The sequence below is a fragment of the Pseudomonas sp. BF-RE-22 genome (genome assembly GCF_019956155.1).
Classification (GTDB): Bacteria; Pseudomonadota; Gammaproteobacteria; order Pseudomonadales; family Pseudomonadaceae; genus Aquipseudomonas; species Aquipseudomonas migulae.
In genome coordinates, this window is record NZ_JAHBDD010000036.1 from 23,353 (window position 1) to 45,584 (window position 22,232).

The 22,232-nt window shown below is 58.7% G+C and carries 23 protein-coding genes and 1 tRNA gene; 18 read left to right on the forward strand and 6 right to left on the reverse strand.

The genetic code is table 11. The annotated features are described in order from the left end of the window. Window positions 1-225 precede the first annotated feature (225 nt). The 18 genes from KGA82_RS18500 (at window position 226) to nadA (ending at window position 14,637) form a co-directional block, all read left to right on the forward strand. Window positions 226-570, forward strand: coding sequence for a ribbon-helix-helix domain-containing protein (locus KGA82_RS18500; RefSeq protein WP_223451736.1), 345 nt, complete (start codon window positions 226-228; stop codon window positions 568-570). 130 nt (window positions 571-700) lie between these two features. Continuing rightward, a complete protein-coding gene (locus KGA82_RS18505) occupies window positions 701-922 on the forward strand; it encodes an FmdB family zinc ribbon protein (RefSeq protein WP_010457489.1) in 222 nt (73 codons plus the stop codon). A gap of 100 nt (window positions 923-1,022) precedes the next feature. Continuing rightward, on the forward strand, window positions 1,023-2,798 hold the full coding sequence (gene aspS, locus KGA82_RS18510; RefSeq protein ID WP_008029229.1) for an aspartate--tRNA ligase: 1,776 nt from the start codon (window positions 1,023-1,025) through the stop codon (window positions 2,796-2,798). 120 nt (window positions 2,799-2,918) lie between these two features. Then, window positions 2,919-3,665, forward strand: a complete 747-nt coding sequence (locus tag KGA82_RS18515; protein ID WP_008043322.1) for a YebC/PmpR family DNA-binding transcriptional regulator — start codon at window positions 2,919-2,921, stop codon at window positions 3,663-3,665. A 155-nt stretch (window positions 3,666-3,820) separates the two neighbouring features. After that, entirely contained in the window at window positions 3,821-4,345 is a 525-nt protein-coding gene (gene ruvC, locus KGA82_RS18520; protein ID WP_019693260.1) for a crossover junction endodeoxyribonuclease RuvC, read from the forward strand. 115 nt (window positions 4,346-4,460) lie between these two features. After that, entirely contained in the window at window positions 4,461-5,075 is a 615-nt protein-coding gene (ruvA, locus tag KGA82_RS18525) for a Holliday junction branch migration protein RuvA (protein WP_008027783.1), read from the forward strand. Beyond that, entirely contained in the window at window positions 5,076-6,137 is a 1,062-nt protein-coding gene (ruvB, locus tag KGA82_RS18530) for a Holliday junction branch migration DNA helicase RuvB (RefSeq protein WP_008027785.1), read from the forward strand. 127 nt (window positions 6,138-6,264) lie between these two features. Beyond that, complete coding sequence (gene ybgC / locus KGA82_RS18535; RefSeq protein ID WP_008027788.1) at window positions 6,265-6,732, forward strand: tol-pal system-associated acyl-CoA thioesterase; 468 nt, start codon at window positions 6,265-6,267, stop codon at window positions 6,730-6,732. Beyond that, on the forward strand, window positions 6,722-7,417 hold the full coding sequence (gene tolQ / locus KGA82_RS18540) for a protein TolQ (protein ID WP_008027789.1): 696 nt from the start codon (window positions 6,722-6,724) through the stop codon (window positions 7,415-7,417). Before ybgC ends, tolQ begins: the two co-directional genes overlap by 11 nt. 23 nt (window positions 7,418-7,440) lie before the next feature. Further along, a complete protein-coding gene (tolR, locus tag KGA82_RS18545; RefSeq protein ID WP_161806672.1) occupies window positions 7,441-7,893 on the forward strand; it encodes a protein TolR in 453 nt (150 codons plus the stop codon). Continuing rightward, window positions 7,893-8,972: a cell envelope integrity protein TolA gene (gene tolA / locus KGA82_RS18550; RefSeq protein ID WP_008038679.1), complete on the forward strand. Its 1,080-nt coding sequence runs from the start codon at window positions 7,893-7,895 to the stop codon at window positions 8,970-8,972. Before tolR ends, tolA begins: the two co-directional genes overlap by 1 nt. After that, on the forward strand, window positions 8,969-10,270 hold the full coding sequence (gene tolB / locus KGA82_RS18555; protein ID WP_032832453.1) for a Tol-Pal system beta propeller repeat protein TolB: 1,302 nt from the start codon (window positions 8,969-8,971) through the stop codon (window positions 10,268-10,270). Before tolA ends, tolB begins: the two co-directional genes overlap by 4 nt. A gap of 52 nt (window positions 10,271-10,322) precedes the next feature. Beyond that, complete coding sequence (pal, locus tag KGA82_RS18560) at window positions 10,323-10,820, forward strand: peptidoglycan-associated lipoprotein Pal (protein ID WP_008027793.1); 498 nt, start codon at window positions 10,323-10,325, stop codon at window positions 10,818-10,820. A gap of 6 nt (window positions 10,821-10,826) precedes the next feature. Beyond that, on the forward strand, window positions 10,827-11,660 hold the full coding sequence (gene ybgF / locus KGA82_RS18565; protein ID WP_223451739.1) for a tol-pal system protein YbgF: 834 nt from the start codon (window positions 10,827-10,829) through the stop codon (window positions 11,658-11,660). A gap of 165 nt (window positions 11,661-11,825) precedes the next feature. Then, window positions 11,826-12,473, forward strand: coding sequence for a 7-carboxy-7-deazaguanine synthase QueE (gene queE / locus KGA82_RS18570; protein ID WP_192229105.1), 648 nt, complete (start codon window positions 11,826-11,828; stop codon window positions 12,471-12,473). A gap of 1 nt (window position 12,474) precedes the next feature. After that, on the forward strand, window positions 12,475-13,167 hold the full coding sequence (queC, locus tag KGA82_RS18575) for a 7-cyano-7-deazaguanine synthase QueC (protein WP_008038671.1): 693 nt from the start codon (window positions 12,475-12,477) through the stop codon (window positions 13,165-13,167). A gap of 63 nt (window positions 13,168-13,230) precedes the next feature. After that, a tRNA-Lys gene (locus KGA82_RS18580) sits at window positions 13,231-13,306 on the forward strand. Between the two features lie 272 nt (window positions 13,307-13,578). After that, window positions 13,579-14,637: a quinolinate synthase NadA gene (gene nadA / locus KGA82_RS18585; protein WP_223451740.1), complete on the forward strand. Its 1,059-nt coding sequence runs from the start codon at window positions 13,579-13,581 to the stop codon at window positions 14,635-14,637. A 72-nt stretch (window positions 14,638-14,709) separates the two neighbouring features. On the opposite strand, the gene KGA82_RS18590 is transcribed toward nadA, so the two are convergent. The 6 genes from KGA82_RS18590 to gcvH all read right to left on the reverse strand — a co-directional run bounded on the left by KGA82_RS18590 (window position 14,710) and on the right by gcvH (window position 21,853). Further along, a complete protein-coding gene (locus KGA82_RS18590; RefSeq protein ID WP_008027804.1) occupies window positions 14,710-15,198 on the reverse strand; it encodes an RDD family protein in 489 nt (162 codons plus the stop codon). A gap of 96 nt (window positions 15,199-15,294) precedes the next feature. Next, complete coding sequence (locus tag KGA82_RS18595) at window positions 15,295-15,507, reverse strand: cold-shock protein (protein WP_007977299.1); 213 nt, start codon at window positions 15,505-15,507, stop codon at window positions 15,295-15,297. 393 nt (window positions 15,508-15,900) lie between these two features. Next, on the reverse strand, window positions 15,901-17,025 hold the full coding sequence (gene gcvT / locus KGA82_RS18600) for a glycine cleavage system aminomethyltransferase GcvT (protein ID WP_223451742.1): 1,125 nt from the start codon (window positions 17,023-17,025) through the stop codon (window positions 15,901-15,903). Window positions 17,026-17,066: 41 nt separating this feature from the next. Next, a complete protein-coding gene (locus tag KGA82_RS18605; RefSeq protein WP_008038656.1) occupies window positions 17,067-18,443 on the reverse strand; it encodes an L-serine ammonia-lyase in 1,377 nt (458 codons plus the stop codon). A gap of 162 nt (window positions 18,444-18,605) precedes the next feature. Further along, entirely contained in the window at window positions 18,606-21,458 is a 2,853-nt protein-coding gene (gcvP, locus tag KGA82_RS18610; RefSeq protein ID WP_008038654.1) for an aminomethyl-transferring glycine dehydrogenase, read from the reverse strand. Window positions 21,459-21,469: 11 nt separating this feature from the next. Next, complete coding sequence (gcvH, locus tag KGA82_RS18615; protein WP_008027813.1) at window positions 21,470-21,853, reverse strand: glycine cleavage system protein GcvH; 384 nt, start codon at window positions 21,851-21,853, stop codon at window positions 21,470-21,472. Between the last annotated feature and the right edge of the window lie 379 nt (window positions 21,854-22,232).

Below are 22,232 nucleotides of genomic sequence, written 5' to 3' on the forward strand. Positions count from 1 at the left end.
TATCCGCGCGCTGTCGTTTCGGCCTCTCTTCGTTGAATGATCTTGCGCCAGTAGGTGTAGGAATTTGTCCGGACTAGGACGGTCTCCATGATCCGCCTTCAGTTGTTGGCTTATCCTACGTGGATGGTCAAAAAGTCATCTGGATATAACTTTGCGCCTGCGCTTTTATAAGAATCACAGCATGACTCTTATAAGAACCAGGGATGGCAAAGGAGTGTCAACGGTATGGTTTATGAAGACAGGCGAAGCGAGGGGAGGAACGGTTCATTCAAGGATGTAAGGATCGATCCGTTTGTCAGTGAGTTCGATATGGGCCTGGCCCAGCCATTATCCCGATCCGTACGCTTGAATGGCTTTGCCACCTGCTTGCGGCTTGAGCAGGTGTATTGGGATATTTTGGGGGAAATGGCCAGGATCAATTGCTGTTCGGTCAGTGCGTTGTTGTCTCACGTGGATCGAGAAGTGCATTTGCGTCACGGCGGGGTGAAGAATTTCAGCGGGCTGGTGCGGGTTGTCTGCGTTGTGCACAGCCTGAAGGAAGGGAGTTGCGTCGTCATGGCCTCGCCGTGATGGCGGAATGCATCGTGTGTCAGTCTGTGCAGTCTTACGGCTGCACAGGCTGCATTTAATGGATATAATCCCGCTCTTTGCCGCAAAACCCAGCGTGCGCGGTAGCAATCTGATCGCCGAGACAACCCCCATGCCGATGTACGACTATCAATGTGCTTCCTGTGGTCATCAGTTGGAAGCCATTCAAAAGATCAGCGCAGCACCGCTGGTCGACTGCCCTGCCTGCCAGGCGCCAGAGCTCAAGAAGATGCTGTCCATGCCGGGCTTCCGCCTTAGCGGCACCGGCTGGTACGAAACCGATTTCAAGACCGGTTCCAAGAAGAACCTGGCCGGCGGCGATAAAGCCGACTAGGGTCTGGAACCTGAGTTGAACGACACGTGCGAGCTCTTGCACCATCCCGTGTGCAAGGCCTCTAACCGAATTTCGAATTACGAGAAGTGAAACCACTACCATGATGCGCAGCCATTATTGCGGCCAACTGAACGAAAGCCTGGAAGGCCAGGAAATTACCCTTTGCGGATGGGTTCACCGTCGCCGTGACCACGGTGGGGTGATTTTCCTCGATATCCGTGATCGTGACGGTCTGGCCCAGGTGGTGTTCGACCCGGATCGCGCTGAAACCTTCGCCGCCGCCGACCGCGTGCGCAGCGAATACGTGGTTAAAGTGACCGGCAAGGTCCGCCTGCGTCCGGCCGGTGCCGGCAACGCCAACATGGCGTCGGGCATGATCGAAGTGCTGGGCTACGAGCTGGAAGTACTGAACGAATCGGAAACCCCGCCGTTCCCGCTCAACGAATACTCCGAAGTGGGCGAAGAAACCCGACTGCGCTATCGCTTCCTTGACCTGCGTCGCCCGGAAATGGCCGAGAAGCTGCGTCTGCGTTCGCGCATGACCACCAGCATCCGTCGTTACCTCGACGAGAACGGTTTCCTCGACGTCGAAACGCCGATCCTGACCCGTGCCACCCCTGAAGGCGCACGTGACTACCTGGTGCCGAGCCGTACTCACGCCGGTTCGTTCTTCGCCTTGCCGCAATCGCCACAGCTGTTCAAGCAGCTGCTGATGGTGGCCGGCTTCGACCGTTACTACCAGATCGCCAAGTGCTTCCGCGACGAAGACCTGCGTGCCGACCGTCAGCCTGAATTCACCCAGATCGACATCGAAACCAGCTTCCTCGATGAAAAAGACATCATGGGCCTCACCGAAGGCATGATCCGCAACCTGTTCAAGGAAGTGCTGGATCTGGAATTCGGTGAATTCCCGCACATGACCTTCGAAGAGGCCATGCGTCGTTACGGTTCCGACAAGCCTGACCTGCGTAACCCGCTGGAACTGGTGGACGTTGCCGATCAACTGAAAGAAGTCGACTTCAAGGTCTTCAGTGGCCCGGCCAACGATCCGAAATGCCGTATCGCTGCCCTGCGTGTTCCTGGCGCAGCGAGCATGCCGCGCAAGCAGATCGACGACTACACCAAGTTCGTCGGCATCTACGGTGCCAAGGGCCTGGCGTACATCAAGGTCAACGAGCGCGCCAAAGGCGTTGAAGGCCTGCAGTCGCCAATCGTCAAGAACATCCCTGAAGCCAACCTCAACGTGATCCTCGATCGCGTTGGCGCAGTGGATGGCGACATCGTGTTCTTCGGTGCCGACAAAGCCAAGATCGTCAGCGAAGCCCTGGGTGCACTGCGGATCAAGGTGGGTAACGACCTGGACCTGCTGACCTGCAAGTGGGCGCCAATGTGGGTCGTCGACTTCCCGATGTTCGAAGAAAACGACGACGGCAGCTTCACTGCCTTGCACCACCCGTTCACTGCGCCGAAATGCACCCCGGAAGAGCTGGAAGCCAACCCGGCGACCGCCCTGTCCCGTGCCTACGACATGGTTCTGAACGGTACCGAGCTGGGTGGCGGTTCGATCCGTATCCACCGCAAGGAAATGCAACAGACGGTATTCCGCCTGCTGGGTATCAATGAAGCGGAACAGGAAGAGAAATTCGGCTTCCTGCTCGACGCCCTGAAATACGGCGCGCCGCCGCACGGTGGTCTGGCCTTCGGTCTGGACCGTCTGGTGATGCTGATGACCGGCGCCCAGTCGATCCGTGAAGTGATCGCCTTCCCGAAAACCCAGAGTGCTGCCGACGTGATGACGCAAGCACCGGGTGTGGTTGATGCCAAGGCATTGCGCGAACTGCACATTCGTCTGCGCGAAACGCCAAAGGCTGAGTAAGGCTGACCCTGAAGGCGCATCCTCATGGGATGCGCCTTTTCTTCAGGTCGAGATTTTTTGTTTGCTGGCCGGCACTTCGTGTGTGGCGGGCAATGTTTCAAAGAGAATTCGGAGCGAGTTATGGCGGGTCATTCCAAGTGGGCGAACATCAAGCACCGCAAAGAACGTCAGGATGCCAAGAAGGGCAAGATTTTCACCAAGTGGATTCGTGAACTGACCGTTGCTGCCCGTCAGGGCGGCAGTGATCCGGGCTCCAACCCGCGTCTGCGACTGGCCCTGGACAAGGCGCTGGGCGCGAACATGAGCCGCGACATCATCGATCGCGCGGTGGCTCGCGGTGCCGGTGCTGCCGACACTGATGACATGGTCGAGCTGACCTACGAAGGCTACGGCCCGGGTGGCGTGGCGGTGATGGTCGAGTGCATGACCGACAACCGCAACCGCACCGCAGCGGCTGTTCGCCATGCGTTCAGCAAGTGCGGCGGTAACCTGGGTACCGACGGTTCCGTGGCTTATCTGTTCGAGCGCAAAGGGCAGATTTCCTTCGCGCCGGGTGTGGATGAAGACGCCTTGATGGAAGCGGCGATGGAAGCCGACGCCGATGACGTGGTCACGAACGAAGACGGCTCCATTGACGTGTTCACCTCGTTCGCCGGTTTCTACTCCGTGCGTAACGCTCTGGAAGCCGCCGGTTTCAAAGGTGATGACGCGGAAATCGTCATGCTGCCGACCACCAGTGCCGAACTGGACCTGGAAGGCGCCGAGAAAGTCCTCAAGCTGATCGACATGCTCGAAGACCTGGATGACGTGCAGAACGTCTATTCCAACGCGGATATCCCCGAGTCGGTGGCCGCACAGCTCGGCTGAAGGTGTCCCCTGTAGGAGCGAGCCTGCTCGCGAAAAACCTGAGAGCGCCGCGCTAATTCAGGTGTGGCGCGTTATCGTTAACGTCCATCGCGAGCAGGCTCGCTCCTACAGTGTTGTGGGTTCGCCACGCACATTCATTACAACCCGCAGGCGTTATGACTTTAATTCTTGGTATCGACCCCGGTTCGCGCATCACCGGCTATGGCGTGGTACGCGATACCGGGCGTGGCTGCGTGTACGTGGCGTCGGGCTGTATTCGTACCGGTTCCGGCGAGTTGCATGAGCGTTTGCAAATCGTCTATCGCGGCGTGCGTGAAGTCATCCAGACCTACGGCCCGGTGACCATGGGCATCGAAAAGGTGTTCATGGCGCGCAACGCCGACTCCGCGCTGAAACTCGGTCAGGCCCGAGGCGCGGCAATCGTTGCCGGTGCCGAAGAGAATCTGGAAATCGCCGAATACACGGCCACCCAGGTCAAACAGGCAGTAACCGGGACCGGCGCGGCGAATAAAGAGCAGGTGCAAATGATGGTGATGCACATGTTGAAGCTCACCAGCAAACCGCAAATCGATGCCTCGGACGCCCTGGCCATTGCCATTTGCCATGCTCACACCCGCTCCAGCCTGTTGCCTCATGGTCTGGGCACGGCACGCAGTCGTGGCGGGCGCCTGCGTCTCTGATAGCATCAGCAGTCATTTTTACGGAATGAGGGTTTTGTGCCTGTGTTGTCGGCGCAACACCCTTGTTCTGTCAGTCGCCAGCCACCGAACTGGCCAACGCTCAAGGATCTGAAACGTGATTGGACGCTTGCGCGGCACACTGGCTGAGAAACAGCCGCCGCACCTGATTCTGGATGTAAACGGTCTGGGGTATGAGCTTGAAGTGCCCATGACCACGCTGTATCGCTTGCCGTCGGTCGGTGAACCGCTGACGTTGCACACCCATTTGGTCGTACGCGAAGACGCGCAGTTACTCTATGGTTTTGCCAGCAAACGTGAGCGAGACTTTTTTCGCGAGTTGATCCGTCTCAATGGTGTAGGGCCGAAATTGGCCCTGGCGTTGATGTCGAGTCTGGAAGTCGATGAACTGGTACGTTGCGTGCAGTCCCAGGACACCTCGGCCCTGACCAAGGTGCCGGGCGTGGGCAAGAAGACCGCCGAGCGTTTGCTGGTGGAACTCAAGGATCGCTTCAAGGCGTGGGAAACTGTGCCGGCGATGTTTGCCCTGGTGCCAAACCAGCCAGGCGGGCCGGATATTGCGCCGGTCGCCACCGCGGAAAATGACGCCGTCAGCGCGCTGATTTCCCTGGGCTACAAGCCGCAGGAAGCCAGCAAGGCGATTTCCGCGATCAAGGAGAAAGGTTTGAGCAGTGAAGACATGATTCGCCGTGCCCTGAAGGGAATGATCTAAGTGATTGAAGCTGATCGTCTGATAGCCGCCACGCCGGGCCCGCGCGACCGCGAGGAAGTCCAGGATCGGGCGATTCGTCCTGTCAGTCTGGCCGAATACATTGGCCAGCCGACCGTTCGCGAGCAAATGGAGCTGTTCATCCAGGCGGCCCGTGGGCGTAACGAATCCCTGGACCACACTTTGATCTTCGGCCCGCCGGGCCTGGGTAAAACCACCCTGGCCAACATCATCGCCCAGGAAATGGGTGTGTCGATCAAAAGTACCTCGGGCCCGGTTCTGGAGCGTCCGGGTGACCTGGCTGCGCTGCTGACCAACCTCGAGCCGCACGACGTGCTGTTTATCGACGAAATCCATCGGTTGTCGCCGATTGTCGAAGAAGTGCTGTACCCGGCCATGGAAGATTTCCAGCTCGACATCATGATCGGCGAGGGCCCGGCTGCCCGTTCGATCAAGCTGGATCTGCCGCCGTTCACGCTGGTGGGGGCGACGACGCGCGCCGGCATGCTGACCAACCCGTTGCGCGACCGCTTCGGCATCGTCCAGCGTCTTGAGTTCTATAGCACCGCCGACCTGGCGACGATTGTCAGCCGTTCGGCGAACATTCTTGGCTTGCCACTGGATCCCGAAGGCGCATTCGAAATCGCCCGCCGGGCTCGTGGCACTCCGCGGATCGCCAACCGACTGTTGCGCCGGGTGCGTGATTTCGCCGAAGTTCGCGCCAAGGGCCACATCACCAAACCGATTGCCGATCTCGCCTTGAATCTGCTGGATGTCGACGAGCGTGGCTTCGATCACCAGGACCGGCGTCTGCTGCTGACCATGATCGAGAAGTTCGACGGTGGACCGGTGGGGGTCGACAGTCTGGCCGCCGCGATCAGCGAAGAACGTCACACTATTGAAGACGTGTTGGAACCGTATCTGATCCAGCAGGGCTACATCATGCGCACGCCGCGGGGGCGGGTGGTCACCCGGCATGCGTACCTGCACTTTGGTTTAAACATTCCGTCACGATTGGGCGAGATGCCCGTGGTAGACGAGTTCCTTGATGCAGTGGACGATTAATTAATCTTTGCGCGCTTATTTTTCGGGCATTGTGCTGTCCCAGGACCGTACTTTCGCGAGAAAGCCGCAGATCAATGAAAAACAGTTGCCTGGCCGGATTGGCAACCTGAGGAGTAAGCACTAGAGTATGCGCGCGCAAAACGGGCTTGAGCCTTTCGCACATCGTTGTCGCGTTTATTACGAGGACACCGATGCGGGCGGCATCGTGTATTACGTTAATTACCTCAAGTTTATGGAACGGGCTCGAACCGAGCGGCTCCGGGAGCTGGGCTTTGCCCAATCCCAGCTGGCAGGGGAGGACCTGTTGTTTGTCGTGCATTCCAGCGAAGCGCGTTACCACGCGCCGGCGCGACTGGACGACGAGCTACTGGTAAGCGCTGAAGTAATCGAATTGAACCGTGTCAGCCTGCGCTTTAAACAGCAGGTCAGGCGAGCCACGGATAATGCGCTGCTCTGTGAAGGGCAGTTTTTGGTGGCCTGTGTGCGCACTGAAAGTTTAAAACCCCGGGCCATTCCCGAAGCTCTACGTGCGGCCTTTGCCGACGTGAGCGGCGCGGGTACACACTCAAAGCAGGAGATAAAGCGTGGAAGCTAACGTCGTCGACCATTCCTCCATGTGGAGCCTGGTCAGCAATGCCAGTATCGTGGTGCAACTGGTAATGCTGATCCTGGTAGCCGCATCGGTGACCTCATGGATCATGATCTTTCAGCGCAGCAACTTGCTGCGCGCCGGTCGACGCGCCCTGGAGAGCTTCGAAGAGCGCTTCTGGTCGGGTATCGACCTGTCCAAACTGTACCGTCAGGCCGGCAGCAACCCGGACCCGGATTCGGGCGTCGAGCAGATCTTCCGTGCCGGCTTCAAGGAATTCTCCCGTCTGCGTCAGCAGCCAGGCGTTGACCCGGAAGCGGTCATGGAAGGCGTGGCCCGCGCCATGCGCGTCGCCATCTCCCGCGAAGAAGAAAAGCTCGAGCAAAGCCTGCCGTTCCTCGCCACCGTCGGTTCCGTCAGCCCTTACATCGGTCTGTTCGGTACGGTCTGGGGCATCATGAACTCCTTCCGTGGCCTGGCAACTGCCCAGCAAGCGACCCTGGCCACTGTGGCTCCAGGTATCGCCGAGGCACTGATTGCAACTGCGATCGGCCTGTTCGCCGCCATCCCTGCCGTTATCGCTTACAACCGTTTTGCCGCTCGCAGCGAAACGCTGATCGGCCGTTACTACACCTTCGCCGATGAATTCCAGGCGATCCTGCACCGCAAAGTGCACACCAGCGAAGAATAAGCAGGTAATTTCCAATGGCTTTAATCGCTCGAGCTCGCAAAAAGCGCAAGCCGGTTGCCGAGATGAACGTAGTGCCTTACATCGACGTGATGCTGGTACTGCTGGTCATCTTCATGGTGACCGCGCCGATGCTCAATCAGGGCGTGAAAGTTGATCTGCCCAAGGTTTCCAGCGAAGCCTTGCCGCAGGACAACAACACCCAGGTCCTGACCATTTCGATCAAGGCTGACAAGACCTACTACTGGAACCTTGGCAGCGAAGTCGACACTGAAAAGCAGCAGGACAGGGCAATGACCTTGCCTCAGATGACTGATGCGGTGACCAAGATCATTCGCGCCGGGACTGAAGGCGGCAAACGTACCCAGGTGTTCATCCGCGGCGACAAAACCGTCGATTACGGTTCCGTCATGGGTGCCATGGGCGGATTGCAGAAGGCCGGGGTCGGTAATGTTGGCTTGATTACCGAGGCACCCTGATGCAGCAAATGCGAGAGCCATCCGCCTCGGAAAGCTACTTCTGGCCTAGTGTCCTGGCGATTGTCTTGCACGTGCTGGTTTTCGGCATGCTGTTCGTCAGTTTTGCCTTCACACCGGAGCTGCCGCCGGCCAAGCCGATTGTCCAGGCGACCCTGTACCAACTGAAGTCGAAAAGCCAGGCGACCACCCAGACCAATCAGAAGATTGCGGGTGAGGCGAAGAAATCCGCCGCGCGCCAGACCGAAGTCGAGCAGATGGAACAGAAGTTGATCGAGCAGGAAGCGATCAAGGCTGCGGAACAAAAGAAGGAAGACGCGGCTCAAAAAGCCGAAGAATCCAAGAAGGCCGACGAGACCAAGAAAGCGGAAGAGGCTAAAAAGGCTGATGAAGCCAAAAAAGCCGATGAAGCGAAGAAGACCGCCGAGGCCAAAAAGGCTGAAGAGAAACAATTGGCTGATATAGCCAAGAAGAAGTCTGAAGAAGAAGCCAAGAAGGCTGCTGAAGAAGAGGCCAAGAAAGCGGCCGCTGAAGAAGCCAAGAAGAAGATCGTCGAAGACGCGAAGAAGAAAGCCGCGGAAGACGCCAAGAAGAAATCTGAAGCTGAAGAGGCGAAGAAGAAAGTCGCCGAAGATGCGAAGAAGAAAGCTGCTGCCGATGCTGCGAAAAAGAAATCGCAGGAAGCGGCACGTAAATCCGCCGAAGAGAAAAAGGCTCAGGCCCTGGCAGATTTGCTTTCCGACACGCCTCAGCGTCAGCAGGCCTTGGCGGATGAGCAGGGTGACGAAGTCGCCGGCAGTTTCGATGACCTGATTCGTGCTCGTGCAGCGGAAGGCTGGGCTCGTCCACCTTCGGCACGCAAAGGCATGACGGTCGTGTTGCAAATCGGCATGTTGCCGGACGGTACGGTGACTTCGGTCAGCGTGTCCAAGTCCAGTGGTGACGGTCCGTTTGACGCGTCGGCAGTTGCTGCGGTCAAGAATATTGGACGTTTGACAGAAATGCAGGGAATGAAGCCGAGTGATTTCGCTCCGTATCGTTCATTCAAGATGACATTCACACCTGAGGATCTAGCCTTGTGAGAAACCTTCTTCGAGGAATGCTTGTCGTGATCTGCTGCCTGGCAGGGATTGCGACGGCAGATGAAAAAAACATTCTGGTCACCAGCGGCAGCGATCGGGCTACTCCGATCGCCGTCGTACCGTTTGGCAACCAGGGCGGCAGCGTGTTGCCGGACGACATGGCCGAAATCATCGGTAACGACCTGCGCAACTCGGGTTACTACTCGCCGATTCCAAAGCAGAACATGATCAGCCAGCCGAGCCAGGCCAGCGAAATCATCTTCCGTGACTTCAAGGCGCTCGGCGCCCAGTACGTCATGGTCGGCAGCATTGCTCCGGCGGGCGGTCGCCTGCAGGTTCAATACGCTCTGTTCAACGTCGCCACCGAACAGCAAGTGCTGACCGGCAGCGTGTCGGGCAGCGTTGATCAACTGCGTGACATGTCGCACTACATCGCGGACCAGTCGTTCGAAAAACTCACCGGTATCAAAGGTGCGTTCTCGACACGTCTGCTGTACGTGACTGCAGAGCGGTTCTCCGAGAAGAACACGCGCTACACGCTGCAACGTTCTGACTATGACGGTGCCCGTGCCGTGACCCTGCTGCAATCGCGCGAGCCGATCCTGTCGCCGCGTTTTGCACCGGATGGCAAGCGCATCGCTTATGTGTCGTTCGAGCAGAAGCGTCCGCGCATCTTCATGCAGAACATCGACACCGGTCGCCGTGAGCAGATCACCAACTTCGAAGGCCTGAATGGCGCGCCAGCCTGGTCGCCGGATGGCAATCGCCTGGCGTTGGTACTGTCGAAAGACGGTAACCCGGATATCTATGTGATGAACCTGGGTTCGCGTCAGCTGACCCGTGTTACCAACGGTCCTGGCATCAACACCGAACCGTTCTGGGGCAAGGATGGTAATACCCTTTATTTCACCTCCGACCGTGGCGGCAAGCCACAAATCTACAAAACCAGCGCCAGTGGCGGTGGTGCGGAGCGTGTGACTTTCATCGGCAACTACAACGCCAACCCGAAGCTTTCGGCTGATGAAAAGACCCTGGTGATGATTCACCGCCAGGATGGCTTCACTAATTTCAAGGTGGCGGCCCAGGATTTGCAGCGCGGAAGCGTAAAAATCCTCACTGATAGCACTCTGGACGAGTCGCCTACTGTTGCGCCCAACGGCACCATGGTAATCTACGCCACCCGCCAGCAGGGCCGGGGAGTCTTGATGCTCGTGTCCATTAATGGACGCGTAAGGCTCCCGCTTCCTACCGCACAAGGCGAAGTCAGAGAACCTTCCTGGTCCCCTTACCTGAACTGACGCGGCGCTACACGTTGTACTTAACACACTGGGGTTCATTAGGAGTTTCACGATGGAAATGCTGAAGTTTGGTAAATTTGCTGCGCTGGCTCTGGCCATGGCTGTAGCTGTAGGTTGCTCGTCCAAAGGCGGCGACAACGCCGGTGAAGGCGCTGTTGATCCAAACGCTGGTTACGGCGCTAACACTGGTGCCGTTGATGGCTCCCTGAGCGAAGAAGCTGCTCTGCGCGCAATCACCACCTTCTACTTCGAATACGATAGCTCGGACCTGAAGCCAGAAGCCATGCGCGCTCTGGACGTTCACGCCAAAGACCTGAAAGCAAACGGCGCTCGCGTTGTTCTGGAAGGCAACACCGACGAACGTGGTACTCGTGAGTACAACCTGGCACTGGGCGAGCGTCGTGCGAAAGCCGTTCAACGCTACCTGGTACTGCAAGGTGTTTCCCCAGCTCAGCTGGAACTGGTTTCCTACGGCGAAGAGCGTCCAGTTGCTACCGGCAACGACGAGCAGTCCTGGGCTCAAAACCGTCGCGTCGAACTGCGTAAGTAATTCGTCATGCGAACGTGCCGTCGTGCTGTAACTGTTTTGGCTCTCAGCCTCGCACCGCTTGCGGTGTGGGCTGCGGTTCCTGTGGTCGATAATGACTCCGGCTATAACAATAGCGGGAGTAGTTATCCGCCTGCGGGTTACGGTACGAACGGCGCCTATGCCGGGGGAGGGGTTTCGGCCCCTGTCTCGGCACAGGGCGAGCTGTTCAACCAACTGCAATCGATGCAGGAGCAGATCTCGCGCCAACAAGGTGTGATTGAAGTTCTGCAAAATGATGTAGCGCGCATGAAGCAGGAAAACCTGGAGCGATACCAGGATCTTGATCGGCGCATAGGAACCGGCGTTGCACCAGCCGCGACTCCTGAGAATTCTTCTGCCGGTGGCGATCTGAATGCCCCCGGCGCAGCAGCGGTTGCAGGGGCGGCAGCCGCTCAGGCTCCGGCCGCGGGTAGCGAACCGGCGGATCCAGCGAAGGAAAAACTGTATTACGATGCAGCCTTCGACTTGATCAAGGCCAAGGATTTCGACAAAGCCAGTCAGGCTTTCTCCGCTTTCCTGCGCAAATACCCGAACAGCCAATACGCGGGCAATGCCCAGTACTGGTTGGGCGAAGTAAACCTGGCCAAAGGCGATCTGCAAGGTGCAGGTCAGGCATTTGCCAAGGTTTCGCAGCTGTACCCAAAGCACAACAAAGTGCCTGATTCGCTGTACAAGCTGGCTGATGTAGAACGCCGCCTCGGTCATCCCGACAAGGTAAAAGGCATTCTGCAACAGGTTGTGTCCCAATATCCGGGCACTTCCGCCGCTCAGCTGGCCCAACGCGATCTGCAACGCATGTAAGCCTGCTTGACCCATTTCGAAGAAACCCGCGCTTGTCGCGGGTTTTTTCGTTAGAATTCACGCCCTTTTTATGAAATACGCTTTTTGGGGCCTGCGCGTTGGCGAGGTTCCTTGAAGTGCTGACGGAGGCGGACAGCCTGTTTAGCTGTTACGCCCGTGGCGACTATGCAAGACACATTGAGAATCACCGAAGTTTTCTACTCGTTGCAGGGGGAAACGCGGACTGCCGGGCTGCCCACAGTATTTGTGCGCCTGACCGGTTGCCCATTGCGTTGCCAATACTGCGACAGCGCCTATGCGTTCACTGGCGGCACTGTCCGAACGCTCGACGACATCCTCGAGCAAGTGGCCGGTTTCCGCCCGCGTTATGTGTGTGTCACCGGCGGAGAGCCGCTGGCGCAACCCAATGCCATCCCATTGCTTAAGCAGTTGTGCGACGCCGGTTACGAAGTGTCACTGGAAACCAGTGGTGCGCTTGATATCTCGGCGGTAGATTCACGCGTGAGTCGCGTTGTCGACCTGAAAACCCCAGGTTCGAAGGAAGCGCACCGCAACCGCTATGAGAACATCGAGCTGCTCACCCCCAACGACCAGGTGAAGTTTGTCATCTGCTCGCGGGAAGACTACGACTGGGCCGTGTCGAAGCTGATTCAGTACGGTCTGGATCGCCGAGCCGGTGAAGTGCTGTTCTCGCCAAGCCACCATGACCTGAATGCTCGGGATCTGGCTGACTGGGTAGTGGCGGACAACCTGCCAGTACGTCTGCAACTGCAGCTGCATAAATATCTTTGGAATGACGAGCCGGGGCGCTGACATGACTGAACAAACGAATACTGCTGAAAAACGTGCGGTCATCCTGCTGTCCGGCGGCCTCGACTCGGCGACGGTCGTGGCCATGGCTCGCGCTGAAGGCTACAGCTGCTACACGATGAGCTTCGATTACGGTCAGCGGTCTCATGCCGAATTACACGCCGCTGAACGTGTTGCCCGGGACTTGGGTGTGGTCGAGCACAAGGTCATCGGTTTGAACCTGAACGGCATCGGTGGCTCGGCACTGACCGACAGCAGCATTGATGTGCCGGAAGAGGCAGGTGAAGGCATCCCTGTGACTTACGTGCCTGCTCGCAACACCGTGTTTCTGTCCCTGGCGCTAGGCTGGGCCGAAGTGCTCGGGGCGCGCGACATCTTCATTGGCGTTAACGCTGTCGATTACTCCGGCTATCCGGATTGCCGTCCTGAGTTCATCGAGTCCTTCGAGCGCATGGCCAATCTGGCGACCAAGGCCGGTGTCGAAGGCAATGGCTTCCGCATTCAGGCACCCCTGCAAAACCTGAGCAAGGCGCAGATCGTCCAGGCGGGCGTGAAGCTGGGCGTCGATTACGGTCTGACCGTTTCCTGCTATCAGGCGGACGATAAGGGCTACGCGTGCGGCAAATGCGACAGCTGCCGACTGCGTGCGGAAGGCTTTGCAGCAGCCGGAATCAGCGATCCAACACCTTATTTTTGATTTATTTCAAATTAGGTGTTGAATAGTCCTTAAAAATCAGTATTATACGCGCCACCACACAGCGGGTCGTTAGCTCAGTTGGTAGAGCAGTTGGCTTTTAACCAATTGGTCGTAGGTTCGAATCCCACACGACCCACCATTTTTGTAGCAGTTTTAAAAGTCTGGAAGGCCCACGCAAGTGAGGATTTCCGGATTTTTTTTTGCCTGCGATTTATGGTCTGCCCGGTTCAGGGCTTCTCCCCATGACGCAGGTCAGAATCATCTTTTGCATCCGCACGATATTCTGTAGCCTTGCGCAGCTTCACGCTGTCCGTGCCTGATGATACTCACTCTCCCGGCGGTACCCTCAAGTGGTCCGGAGCCGGGTGTATACTCGACTTTCGCGCGAATGCGCCTGCAGGTCTTGCGAACATGACGCAGATTTCCGAACGCCTTCTGGTTCAAGCCCACCTCGATGCCAAGCAGCCCAAGCCGCTGACGGTCGAGGAGGAAGCCTATTACCGTGCTGCCATCGCCGCCGAGCTCAAGGCTCAGGACGCAGTGCTGGTTGCGCACTTTTATTGTGATCCGGTTATTCAAGCCCTGGCTGAAGAAACCGGAGGCTGTGTCTCCGACTCGCTGGAGATGGCCCGCTTCGGCAATGCTCACCCGGCCAAGACCGTTGTGGTTGCCGGTGTGAAATTCATGGGCGAAACCGCCAAAATCCTCAACCCTGAAAAACGTGTGCTGATGCCGACCCTGGAAGCGACCTGTTCGCTGGACCTGGGTTGCCCGGTGGACGAGTTCTCGGCGTTCTGCGATCAGCACCCGGAACGTACCGTGGTGGTGTATGCCAACACCTCGGCGGCGGTCAAGGCCCGGGCGGACTGGGTTGTTACATCAAGCTGCGCTCTGGAGATCGTCGAAAGCCTGATGGATAACGGCGAAACGATCATCTGGGGCCCGGACAAGCACCTGGGCACCTACATTCAGCGCCAGACCGGTGCGGACATGTTGCTGTGGGACGGGGCCTGCATCGTTCACGAAGAGTTCAAGTCCAAGCAGCTCGAAGACATGAAAGCGCTGTATCCGGACGCGGCGATTCTGGTGCACCCGGAATCACCGACCTCAGTGATCGAGCTGGCGGACGCTGTCGGTTCCACCAGTCAGTTGATCGCAGCGGCGCAGAGCCTGCCGAACAAGACGCTAATCGTTGCCACCGACCGTGGCATCTTCTACAAGATGCAGCAGTTGTGCCCGGACAAGGTGTTCATCGAGGCGCCAACAGCGGGTAACGGCGCGGCGTGTCGCAGTTGCGCGCACTGCCCGTGGATGGCGATGAATACGCTTGAGCGCACGCTGAAGGCCTTGAAAGAAGGGGCGAACGAGATCTTTGTCGATCCGGCGCTGATTCCTCAGGCGATTCGCCCGTTGAAGCGGATGCTCGACTTCACTCAGGCTGCGCGGATGAGGCTGGCCGGGAACGCCTGATAGCTGTCAGGCAAATTGAAAAACCTGTGGGAGCGAGCAGGCTCGCTCCCACAATGGTTTTACGCTATCCGATTATTTGGTTTTCTTCGGGATCCGCACCAGTTGGGTGCCTGAATAGATGTCATGCCAGCTGCGTTTCTGTTTGTCGAACAGCGACCAGATGAATCCAAGGCCGACACACAGCAAGGATGCGATCGACACGACAAAGCGCAGCAGCGCCTGCCACAGGCTGATGGATGAGCCATCGGCGTTCTGCACGCGGATGCACCAAACCTGCATGCCCAGGGTCTGCCCGGACCAGGTCCAGAACTTGGCGAAGAAGCCGAACAGCACGAACAACAACACCGTCGACAGCAACGGATCACCGTCCAGTGCGCCGGCTTCGGTCAGGGTACGCATTTTGTCTTCGCCGATGATCGCCATCTGGATCATCTTGTAGAGGCCGCTGGTGACGATCAACAGAGCAGTGCACAACAGAAAGTCATAGAACATCGCTGCCAGGCGACGGCCCAGGGTCGCGGCGGGAAAGTCGCCCTGAGGGGTGAGCAGGTGTTTCGACATGGCAGGGCTCTCGACGGAAAAAGAAGCCATTTTACGGATTTACGCGCACAAAAAAGCCCCTGATGTCAGCATCAGGGGCTTTTTCGTTACAGAAGGTTAGGCTTCTGCTTGTACTTCGTCAGCCTGCATGCCTTTCTGGCCTTGCACGGCGATGAAGGTCACTTTCTGGCCTTCTTTCAGGCTCTTGAAGCCGTTGCCCTGAATAGCGCGGAAATGCACGAACAGATCCGGACCGCTTTCTGGAGTGATAAAACCAAAACCTTTCTCGTCGTTAAACCACTTGACGGTACCGCTCTGACGTTGGGACATTTCTTATTTCCTTTGACGCAAAAATTAATGACAGTCTCTTTCTCATGAAAGAGTACTGGGGCTGGTTGCAGGGAGAGTAAGAAGACGCCGAACGGGATGTAGCTAACTTGTAGGCTACTGCCCAGGTCACGATTCCAAGCGACCCATGCAAACACAGTGAACAAACTCTACGCCAACTACGGGAGAAAAAACAAGCCCCGTGAGAAGCCCGGTTTTACTCAGGTTTCTGGCCATAAGTGTGTTCACTAGTTCCAGCTTATTCGATGCGGTGGTTCAATTGCTTTCGATTGTTATAAGCAGGGTTCATAAACGAAAGCTTGCACTCTTTTATGGCGGTTGCGTTACACATTAGTGCACTGTTAACGCAACCGCGTTACTTATAGAAACAGTCAATCAACCACGATAGTAGCGTTGTGCAACGAATGGCATTTTGCTTACAAGCAAAGGCACCTTTTTCCCACGAACAATTGCGAACACAGGTGTGTCGATGGCGATGTATGCGCTGTCGAGGTAACCCATGGCCAAAGGACCGCTCAAAGTCGGACCGAAACCACCGCTGCAAACGCTACCGATGATGTCGCCTGCTTCGTTGACGATCTCTGCGCCCTCGCGCACGGGTGTGCGTTCCTGCGGCAACAGGCCTACACGCTTGCGGCTGACACCGGCTTGCTGCTGGGCGAACACGGTTTCAGCGCCAGGGAAACCGCCGGCCCGCGCGCCATCGGCACGTCGAGGCTTGGAGATGGCCCACAGCAGGCTCGCTTCAATCGGAGTGGTGTCGGTGTTCATGTCGTGGCCGTAGAGGCACAGGCCGGCTTCCAGGCGCAGCGAATCACGAGCGCCCAGGCCAATGGCCGCAACTTCCGGTTCGGCCAGCAGGGCACGGGCCAACGCTTCGGCATTGGCTGCCGGCACGGAGATTTCGAAACCGTCTTCGCCGGTGTAACCCGAGCGGCTGACAAAGCAGTCCACGCCCAGCAACTTCACGCGGGCGAACTGCATGAACGTCATTTTCGCCACTTCCGGCGCCAGGCGCGCGAGCACCGTGACGGCGGCCGGACCTTGCAGAGCCAGCAGTGCGCGTTCTTCGAACAGCGGCTCGATGGTGCATTGGTCGCCGATGTGTTTGCGCAGGTGCGCGAGGTCCTGATCCTTGCAGGCCGCGTTGACCACCAGGAACAGTTCGTCGTTACCGAGGTTGGCGACCATCAGGTCATCGAGGATGCCGCCCGTCTCGTTAGTGAACATGGCGTAGCGCTGCATGCCCACCGGCAGGTCGATAATGTCCACCGGCACCAGGGTTTCCAGGGCCTTGGCGGCATTGGCGCCGGTCAGGCGGATCTGGCCCATGTGCGAAACATCGAACAGCCCGGCCTGATCACGGGTGTGCTGGTGTTCCTTCATGACGCCCAGCGGGTACTGCACCGGCATGTCATAGCCGGCAAACGGCACCATGCGGGCGCCGAGTTCGATGTGCAGTGCGTGCAACGGGGTTTTCAACAGTTGTTCGGTGGACATATCCAGCTCCTGAAAAAGTGTGCAGATGCAGTGAGCGCGCATCAGCACTCGATAATGTTGACCGCCAAACCGCCACGGGCGGTTTCCTTGTATTTGCTTTTCATGTCGGCACCGGTCTGGCGCATGGTGCGGATGACTTTGTCGAGGGAGACGAAGTGCTGACCGTCGCCACGCAGGGCCATGCGCACGGCATTGATGGCTTTCACCGAACCCATGGCGTTGCGCTCGATGCAAGGCACTTGCACCAGCCCGCCGATCGGGTCGCAGGTCAGGCCGAGGTTGTGTTCCATGCCGATTTCGGCGGCGTTTTCCACTTGCTGCACGGTGCCGCCAAGCACTTCGCACAACGCGCCGGCCGCCATCGAACAGGCCACGCCGACTTCACCCTGACAACCGACTTCAGCGCCGGAGATCGAGGCGTTTTCTTTATAGAGAATGCCGATGGCGGCAGCCGTCAGCAGGAAACGTACGACGCCGTCTTCGTTGGCGCCGGGGATGAAGCGCATGTAGTAGTGCAAAACTGCCGGGACGATGCCCGCTGCACCGTTGGTAGGCGCGGTGACCACGCGCCCGCCATTGGCATTTTCTTCGTTGACCGCCAGGGCATACAGGTTGACCCAGTCCAGCACCGACAGCGGATCGCGCAGCGACGATTCGGGGTTTTTGCACAGTTGCCGATGCAGCGCTGCCGCCCGCCGCTTGACCTTCAAACCGCCGGGCAGGATGCCTTCGTTGCGGCAACCGGCGTCGACGCAATCCTGCATCACTTGCCAGATTTTCAGCAGACCGGCGCGGGTTTCTGCTTCCGGGCGCCAGGCGCTTTCGTTGGTCAGCATCACCTGGCTGATGGACAGACCGTAGGTGGTGCAATGAGTGAGCAGGTCCTTGGCGCTTTTGAACGGGAAGGTCAGGGGAGTGGCGTCTTCGACGATGCGGTCGGCGCCGGCGGCGTCTTCATCGACGACGAAACCGCCGCCGACCGAGTAGTACTCGCGGCTGCGGATCTGCAGGCCCGCCGCGTCGAACGCGCGAAAGATCATGCCGTTGGGGTGATAGGCCAGCGGTTTGCGGATCATCGCCAGGTGTTCTTTCTCGTTGAACGCAATGCTGTGTTCGCCGAGCAGGTTCAAGCGACCGTTGCCACGAATGTCTTGCAGACGGGCGGCGACGGTTTCGGTGTTAACGGTGTCCGGGTGTTCACCTTCCAGTCCGAGCAGCACAGCCTTGTCGCTGCCGTGGCCCTTGCCGGTGGCGCCGAGCGAGCCGTAGAGCTCGACTTTGACGCAGGTGGTGGCGGCCAGCAGCCCTTCACGGCGCAAACCTTCGACGAAACGCGCAGCAGCGCGCATCGGGCCGACGGTATGGGAGCTGGAGGGGCCGATGCCAATCTTGAACAGGTCGAACACGCTTAACGACATGGTTGTTCTCCGGTTTCTTGTTATGAGGAGCACCGCGACCCCGTAGGAGCGAGGCTTGCCCGCGAAGCTTTTGGCGACCTTGATGGCCTCTTCGCGGGCAAGCCTCGCTCCTACGGGGTTTTGTGGCGTCCTAGTGGGGCGAGAGAGTCCGCCCCCTATAGATCAAGCGTAGCTTTCGATCGACGGGCAAGCGCAAACCAGGTTGCGATCACCGAAGACGTTGTCGACGCGACCGACCGGCGGCCAGTATTTGCCTTCGATCAGCGAAGCAACCGGGTACACCGCTTGCTCACGGCTGTACGGATGGGACCACTCGCCGACCAGTTCCGCTGCAGTGTGCGGGGCGTTTTTCAGCGGGTTGTCGTCCTTGTCCAGGGTGCCGTTTTCCACTGCGCGGATTTCTTCGCGGATGCGGATCATGGCGTCGCAGAAGCGGTCCAGTTCTTCCTTGGATTCGCTTTCGGTCGGCTCGATCATCAGCGTGCCGGCGACCGGGAACGACATGGTCGGGGCGTGGAAGCCGAAGTCGATCAGGCGCTTGGCAACGTCATCGACGCTGATGCCGCTGCTGTCTTTCAACGGACGCAGGTCGAGGATGCACTCGTGCGCAACCAGGCCGTTGCTGCCGGTGTACAGCACTGGATAGTGCTCTTCGAGGCGACGGGAAATGTAGTTGGCATTGAGGATCGCCAGTTGCGAAGCGCGCTTGAGACCCGCGCCACCCATCATCCGAATGTACATCCAGGTGATCGGCAGAATGCTCGCGCTGCCGAACGGTGCCGCGCAGACCGCGCCTTCCTTGCGATCCATCTGGGCGTGGCCCGGCAGGAACGGGGTCAGGTGCGATTTCACGCCGATCGGGCCGACGCCCGGGCCGCCACCACCGTGAGGGATGCAGAAGGTTTTGTGCAGGTTCAGGTGGGACACGTCGCCGCCGAACTTGCCCGGCGCGCAGAGGCCGACCATCGCGTTCATGTTGGCGCCGTCGATGTACACCTGGCCGCCGTTGTCATGAATGATGCCGCAGATTTCGCGGATGCCTTCTTCGAACACGCCGTGGGTCGACGGGTAAGTGATCATCAGCGCAGCGAGGTGTTCGCGGTGCTCGATGGCCTTGGCGCGCAGGTCTTCGATGTCGACGTTGCCACGGGCGTCGCAGGCGGTCACGACTACACGCATGCCAGCCATGTTGGCGGTAGCGGGGTTGGTGCCGTGGGCGGACGACGGGATCAGGCAGATGTCGCGACGGTCTTCGCCACGGCTCTGGTGGTAAGCACGAATGGCCAGCAGACCGGCGTATTCACCTTGGGAACCGGCGTTCGGTTGCAGCGAGATCGAGTCGTAACCGGTGGCGGCGCAGAGCATCGCTTCCAGTTCGTCGGTCAGTTGCTGGTAACCGGCGCTTTGTTCGGCTGGGGCGAACGGGTGCAGGGCACCGAACTCAGCCCAGGTCACCGGGATCATTTCGCTGGCGGCGTTGAGTTTCATGGTGCACGAACCCAGCGGGATCATGGTGCGATCCAGGGCCAGGTCCTTGTCGGCGAGCTTGCGCAGGTAGCGCATCAGCTCGGTTTCCGAGTGATAACGGTTGAACACCGGGTGGCTGAGGATCGGCGATTGGCGAACCAGTGCAGCCGGGATCGCGCTGACCACTGCCGCTGCGATGGCAGCGAAGTCCGGCAGTGCTTTGCCGTCGGCAAACAAGGCCCACAGGGTTTCGACGTCAGCTTGCGAAGTGGTTTCGTCGAGGGACAGGCCCAGACGCTCGCCATCGACTACGCGCAGGTTGATCTGCTGCGCTCGCGCCTTGTCATGCAGTTTGGCGGTGTTGGCGCCGGTGTTCAGGGTCAGGGTGTCGAAGAAGCTGGCTTGCTCGACGGTCAGGCCCAGTGCGCTCAAGCCCTTGGCGAGGATCGCGGTCAGGTGATGAATGCGGTTGGCAATCTGCGTCAGGCCTTTCGGGCCGTGATACACGGCGTACATGCTGGCGATGTTGGCCAGCAGAACCTGCGCGGTGCAGATGTTGCTGGTGGCCTTCTCGCGACGGATGTGTTGTTCGCGGGTCTGCATGGCCAGGCGCAGGGCCGGCTTGCCGAAACGGTCCACGGAGACACCGACCAGACGGCCCGGCATGTCGCGCTTGAACGCATCTTTGGTAGAGAAGTAAGCCGCGTGCGGGCCACCGAAGCCCAGCGGCACGCCGAAGCGTTGTGCGCTGCCGATGGCGACGTCGGCACCGAACTCGCCCGGCGGGGTCAGCACGGTCAGGGCCAGCAGGTCGGCAGCGACGGCAACCAGTGCGTTGGCAGCGTGGAAACGCTCGGTCAGTGCGCGGTAGTCGAAGACGTCACCGTTGCTGGCCGGGTATTGCAGCAGGGCGCCGAAGAACGGCGTCACGTCAGTCAGTTCAAGCTCGTCGCCGACGACTACGTCGATGCCCAACGGCTCGGCACGGGTGCGCAGCACGTCGAGGGTTTGCGGGTGGCAATGCACGGAGGCGAAGAACGCGTGGCTGCCTTTGTTCTTGCTCAGGCGCTTGCAGAAGGTCATGGCTTCGGCGGCGGCAGTGGCTTCGTCGAGCAGCGAGGCGTTGGCGATCGGCAAACCGGTCAGGTCGCTGATCAGGGTCTGGAAGTTCAACAGCGCTTCGAGACGGCCCTGGGAGATTTCTGGCTGGTACGGGGTGTAGGCGGTGTACCAGGCCGGGTTTTCCAGCAGGTTGCGCAGGATCGGCGACGGTGTGTGGGTGCCGTAGTAGCCCTGGCCGATGTAAGTCTTGAACAGCTGGTTCTTGGCCGCGATGCCTTTGATCAACGCCAGGGCGTCGGCTTCGCTCAGGCCGTCTTCAAGACCGAGCACGCTGGTGCCTTTGATGCTGTCCGGAATGACGCTGGCGCTCAGGGCTTCCAGCGAGTCGAAACCGAGGCTGTTGAGCATCGCTTGCTCATCGCCGGAACGCGGGCCGATGTGGCGCGCGATGAATTCGTTGGCAGTGCTCAGATTGATTTGAGTCATGTGCGTGCTCCTCAGGCTTCGGCGTTGGCTTTGATCAGACGGTCGTAGGCGTCCTGATCCAGCAGTTTGGCGACAGCCGAGGCGTCAGTTGGCTGGAAGCGGAAGAACCAGCCTTCGCCCAGCGGATCTTCGTTGACCAGTTCCGGGCTGCTGTCCAGCGCCGGGTTCACTTCCAGCACTTCACCGTCGAGTGGCATGTACACGCCGCTGGCGGCTTTTACCGATTCCACGGTGGCGGCTTCTGCGCCTTTGTCGTAGGACTGCAGCTCAGGCAGTTGTACGAAAACCACGTCGCCCAGGGCGTTCTGCGCGAAAGCGGTGATGCCGACGGTGACGGAGCCATCAGCTTCGGTACGCAGCCATTCGTGATCTTCAGTAAAACGCAATTCGCTCATGGAAACTCCTAAGGGGGCCAGACTCGTCTGGTGGACGCGATTGAATGCTTGGGCGTAAGCCCTGATTTATGAGTGGTTACTAAGCAATTTCGCGGCCAATTTGATTTTGTTGTTATAAATCAATTGGTTAGGAGTTTGTTTTGAGGATGGTTTTTTTATCGGTGTAGCGAAATCGCTACAGTCGAGTGCGAACAAAAAAGTATAGGTGGATCAAAGCCTTGTGCAGCGGTGATCCGAAGCGGGTGTATCGATATCGTTCCGCTGTAGCGCTTTCAGTACAGATGGAGGTCGTTTTCAGACGCTATTCCTGAGGATGCCCACCGACCTGTAGGAGCCGGCTTGCTGGCGATGGCGTCTTCAGCATCGCCATCGCCAGCAA

What these genes read in the sequence shown, in the direction of transcription:
- KGA82_RS18605 (WP_008038656.1), bottom strand. Translation starts at nt 18,443, where the DNA reads ATGTCGTTAAGCGTGTTCGACCTGTTCAAGATTGGCATCGGCCCCTCC.
- KGA82_RS18595 (WP_007977299.1), bottom strand. Translation starts at nt 15,507, where the DNA reads ATGTCCCAACGTCAGAGCGGTACCGTCAAGTGGTTTAACGACGAGAAA.
- nadA (WP_223451740.1), top strand. Translation starts at nt 13,579, where the DNA reads ATGACGCAGATTTCCGAACGCCTTCTGGTTCAAGCCCACCTCGATGCC.
- tolA (WP_008038679.1), top strand. Translation starts at nt 7,893, where the DNA reads ATGCAGCAAATGCGAGAGCCATCCGCCTCGGAAAGCTACTTCTGGCCT.
- queC (WP_008038671.1), top strand. Translation starts at nt 12,475, where the DNA reads ATGACTGAACAAACGAATACTGCTGAAAAACGTGCGGTCATCCTGCTG.
- aspS (WP_008029229.1), top strand. Translation starts at nt 1,023, where the DNA reads ATGATGCGCAGCCATTATTGCGGCCAACTGAACGAAAGCCTGGAAGGC.
- pal (WP_008027793.1), top strand. Translation starts at nt 10,323, where the DNA reads ATGGAAATGCTGAAGTTTGGTAAATTTGCTGCGCTGGCTCTGGCCATG.
- ybgC (WP_008027788.1), top strand. Translation starts at nt 6,265, where the DNA reads ATGCGCGCGCAAAACGGGCTTGAGCCTTTCGCACATCGTTGTCGCGTT.
- KGA82_RS18505 (WP_010457489.1), top strand. Translation starts at nt 701, where the DNA reads ATGCCGATGTACGACTATCAATGTGCTTCCTGTGGTCATCAGTTGGAA.
- gcvP (WP_008038654.1), bottom strand. Translation starts at nt 21,458, where the DNA reads ATGACTCAAATCAATCTGAGCACTGCCAACGAATTCATCGCGCGCCAC.
- KGA82_RS18515 (WP_008043322.1), top strand. Translation starts at nt 2,919, where the DNA reads ATGGCGGGTCATTCCAAGTGGGCGAACATCAAGCACCGCAAAGAACGT.
- queE (WP_192229105.1), top strand. Translation starts at nt 11,826, where the DNA reads ATGCAAGACACATTGAGAATCACCGAAGTTTTCTACTCGTTGCAGGGG.
- gcvT (WP_223451742.1), bottom strand. Translation starts at nt 17,025, where the DNA reads ATGTCCACCGAACAACTGTTGAAAACCCCGTTGCACGCACTGCACATC.
- ybgF (WP_223451739.1), top strand. Translation starts at nt 10,827, where the DNA reads ATGCGAACGTGCCGTCGTGCTGTAACTGTTTTGGCTCTCAGCCTCGCA.
- KGA82_RS18500 (WP_223451736.1), top strand. Translation starts at nt 226, where the DNA reads ATGGTTTATGAAGACAGGCGAAGCGAGGGGAGGAACGGTTCATTCAAG.
- gcvH (WP_008027813.1), bottom strand. Translation starts at nt 21,853, where the DNA reads ATGAGCGAATTGCGTTTTACTGAAGATCACGAATGGCTGCGTACCGAA.
- KGA82_RS18590 (WP_008027804.1), bottom strand. Translation starts at nt 15,198, where the DNA reads ATGTCGAAACACCTGCTCACCCCTCAGGGCGACTTTCCCGCCGCGACC.
- ruvC (WP_019693260.1), top strand. Translation starts at nt 3,821, where the DNA reads ATGACTTTAATTCTTGGTATCGACCCCGGTTCGCGCATCACCGGCTAT.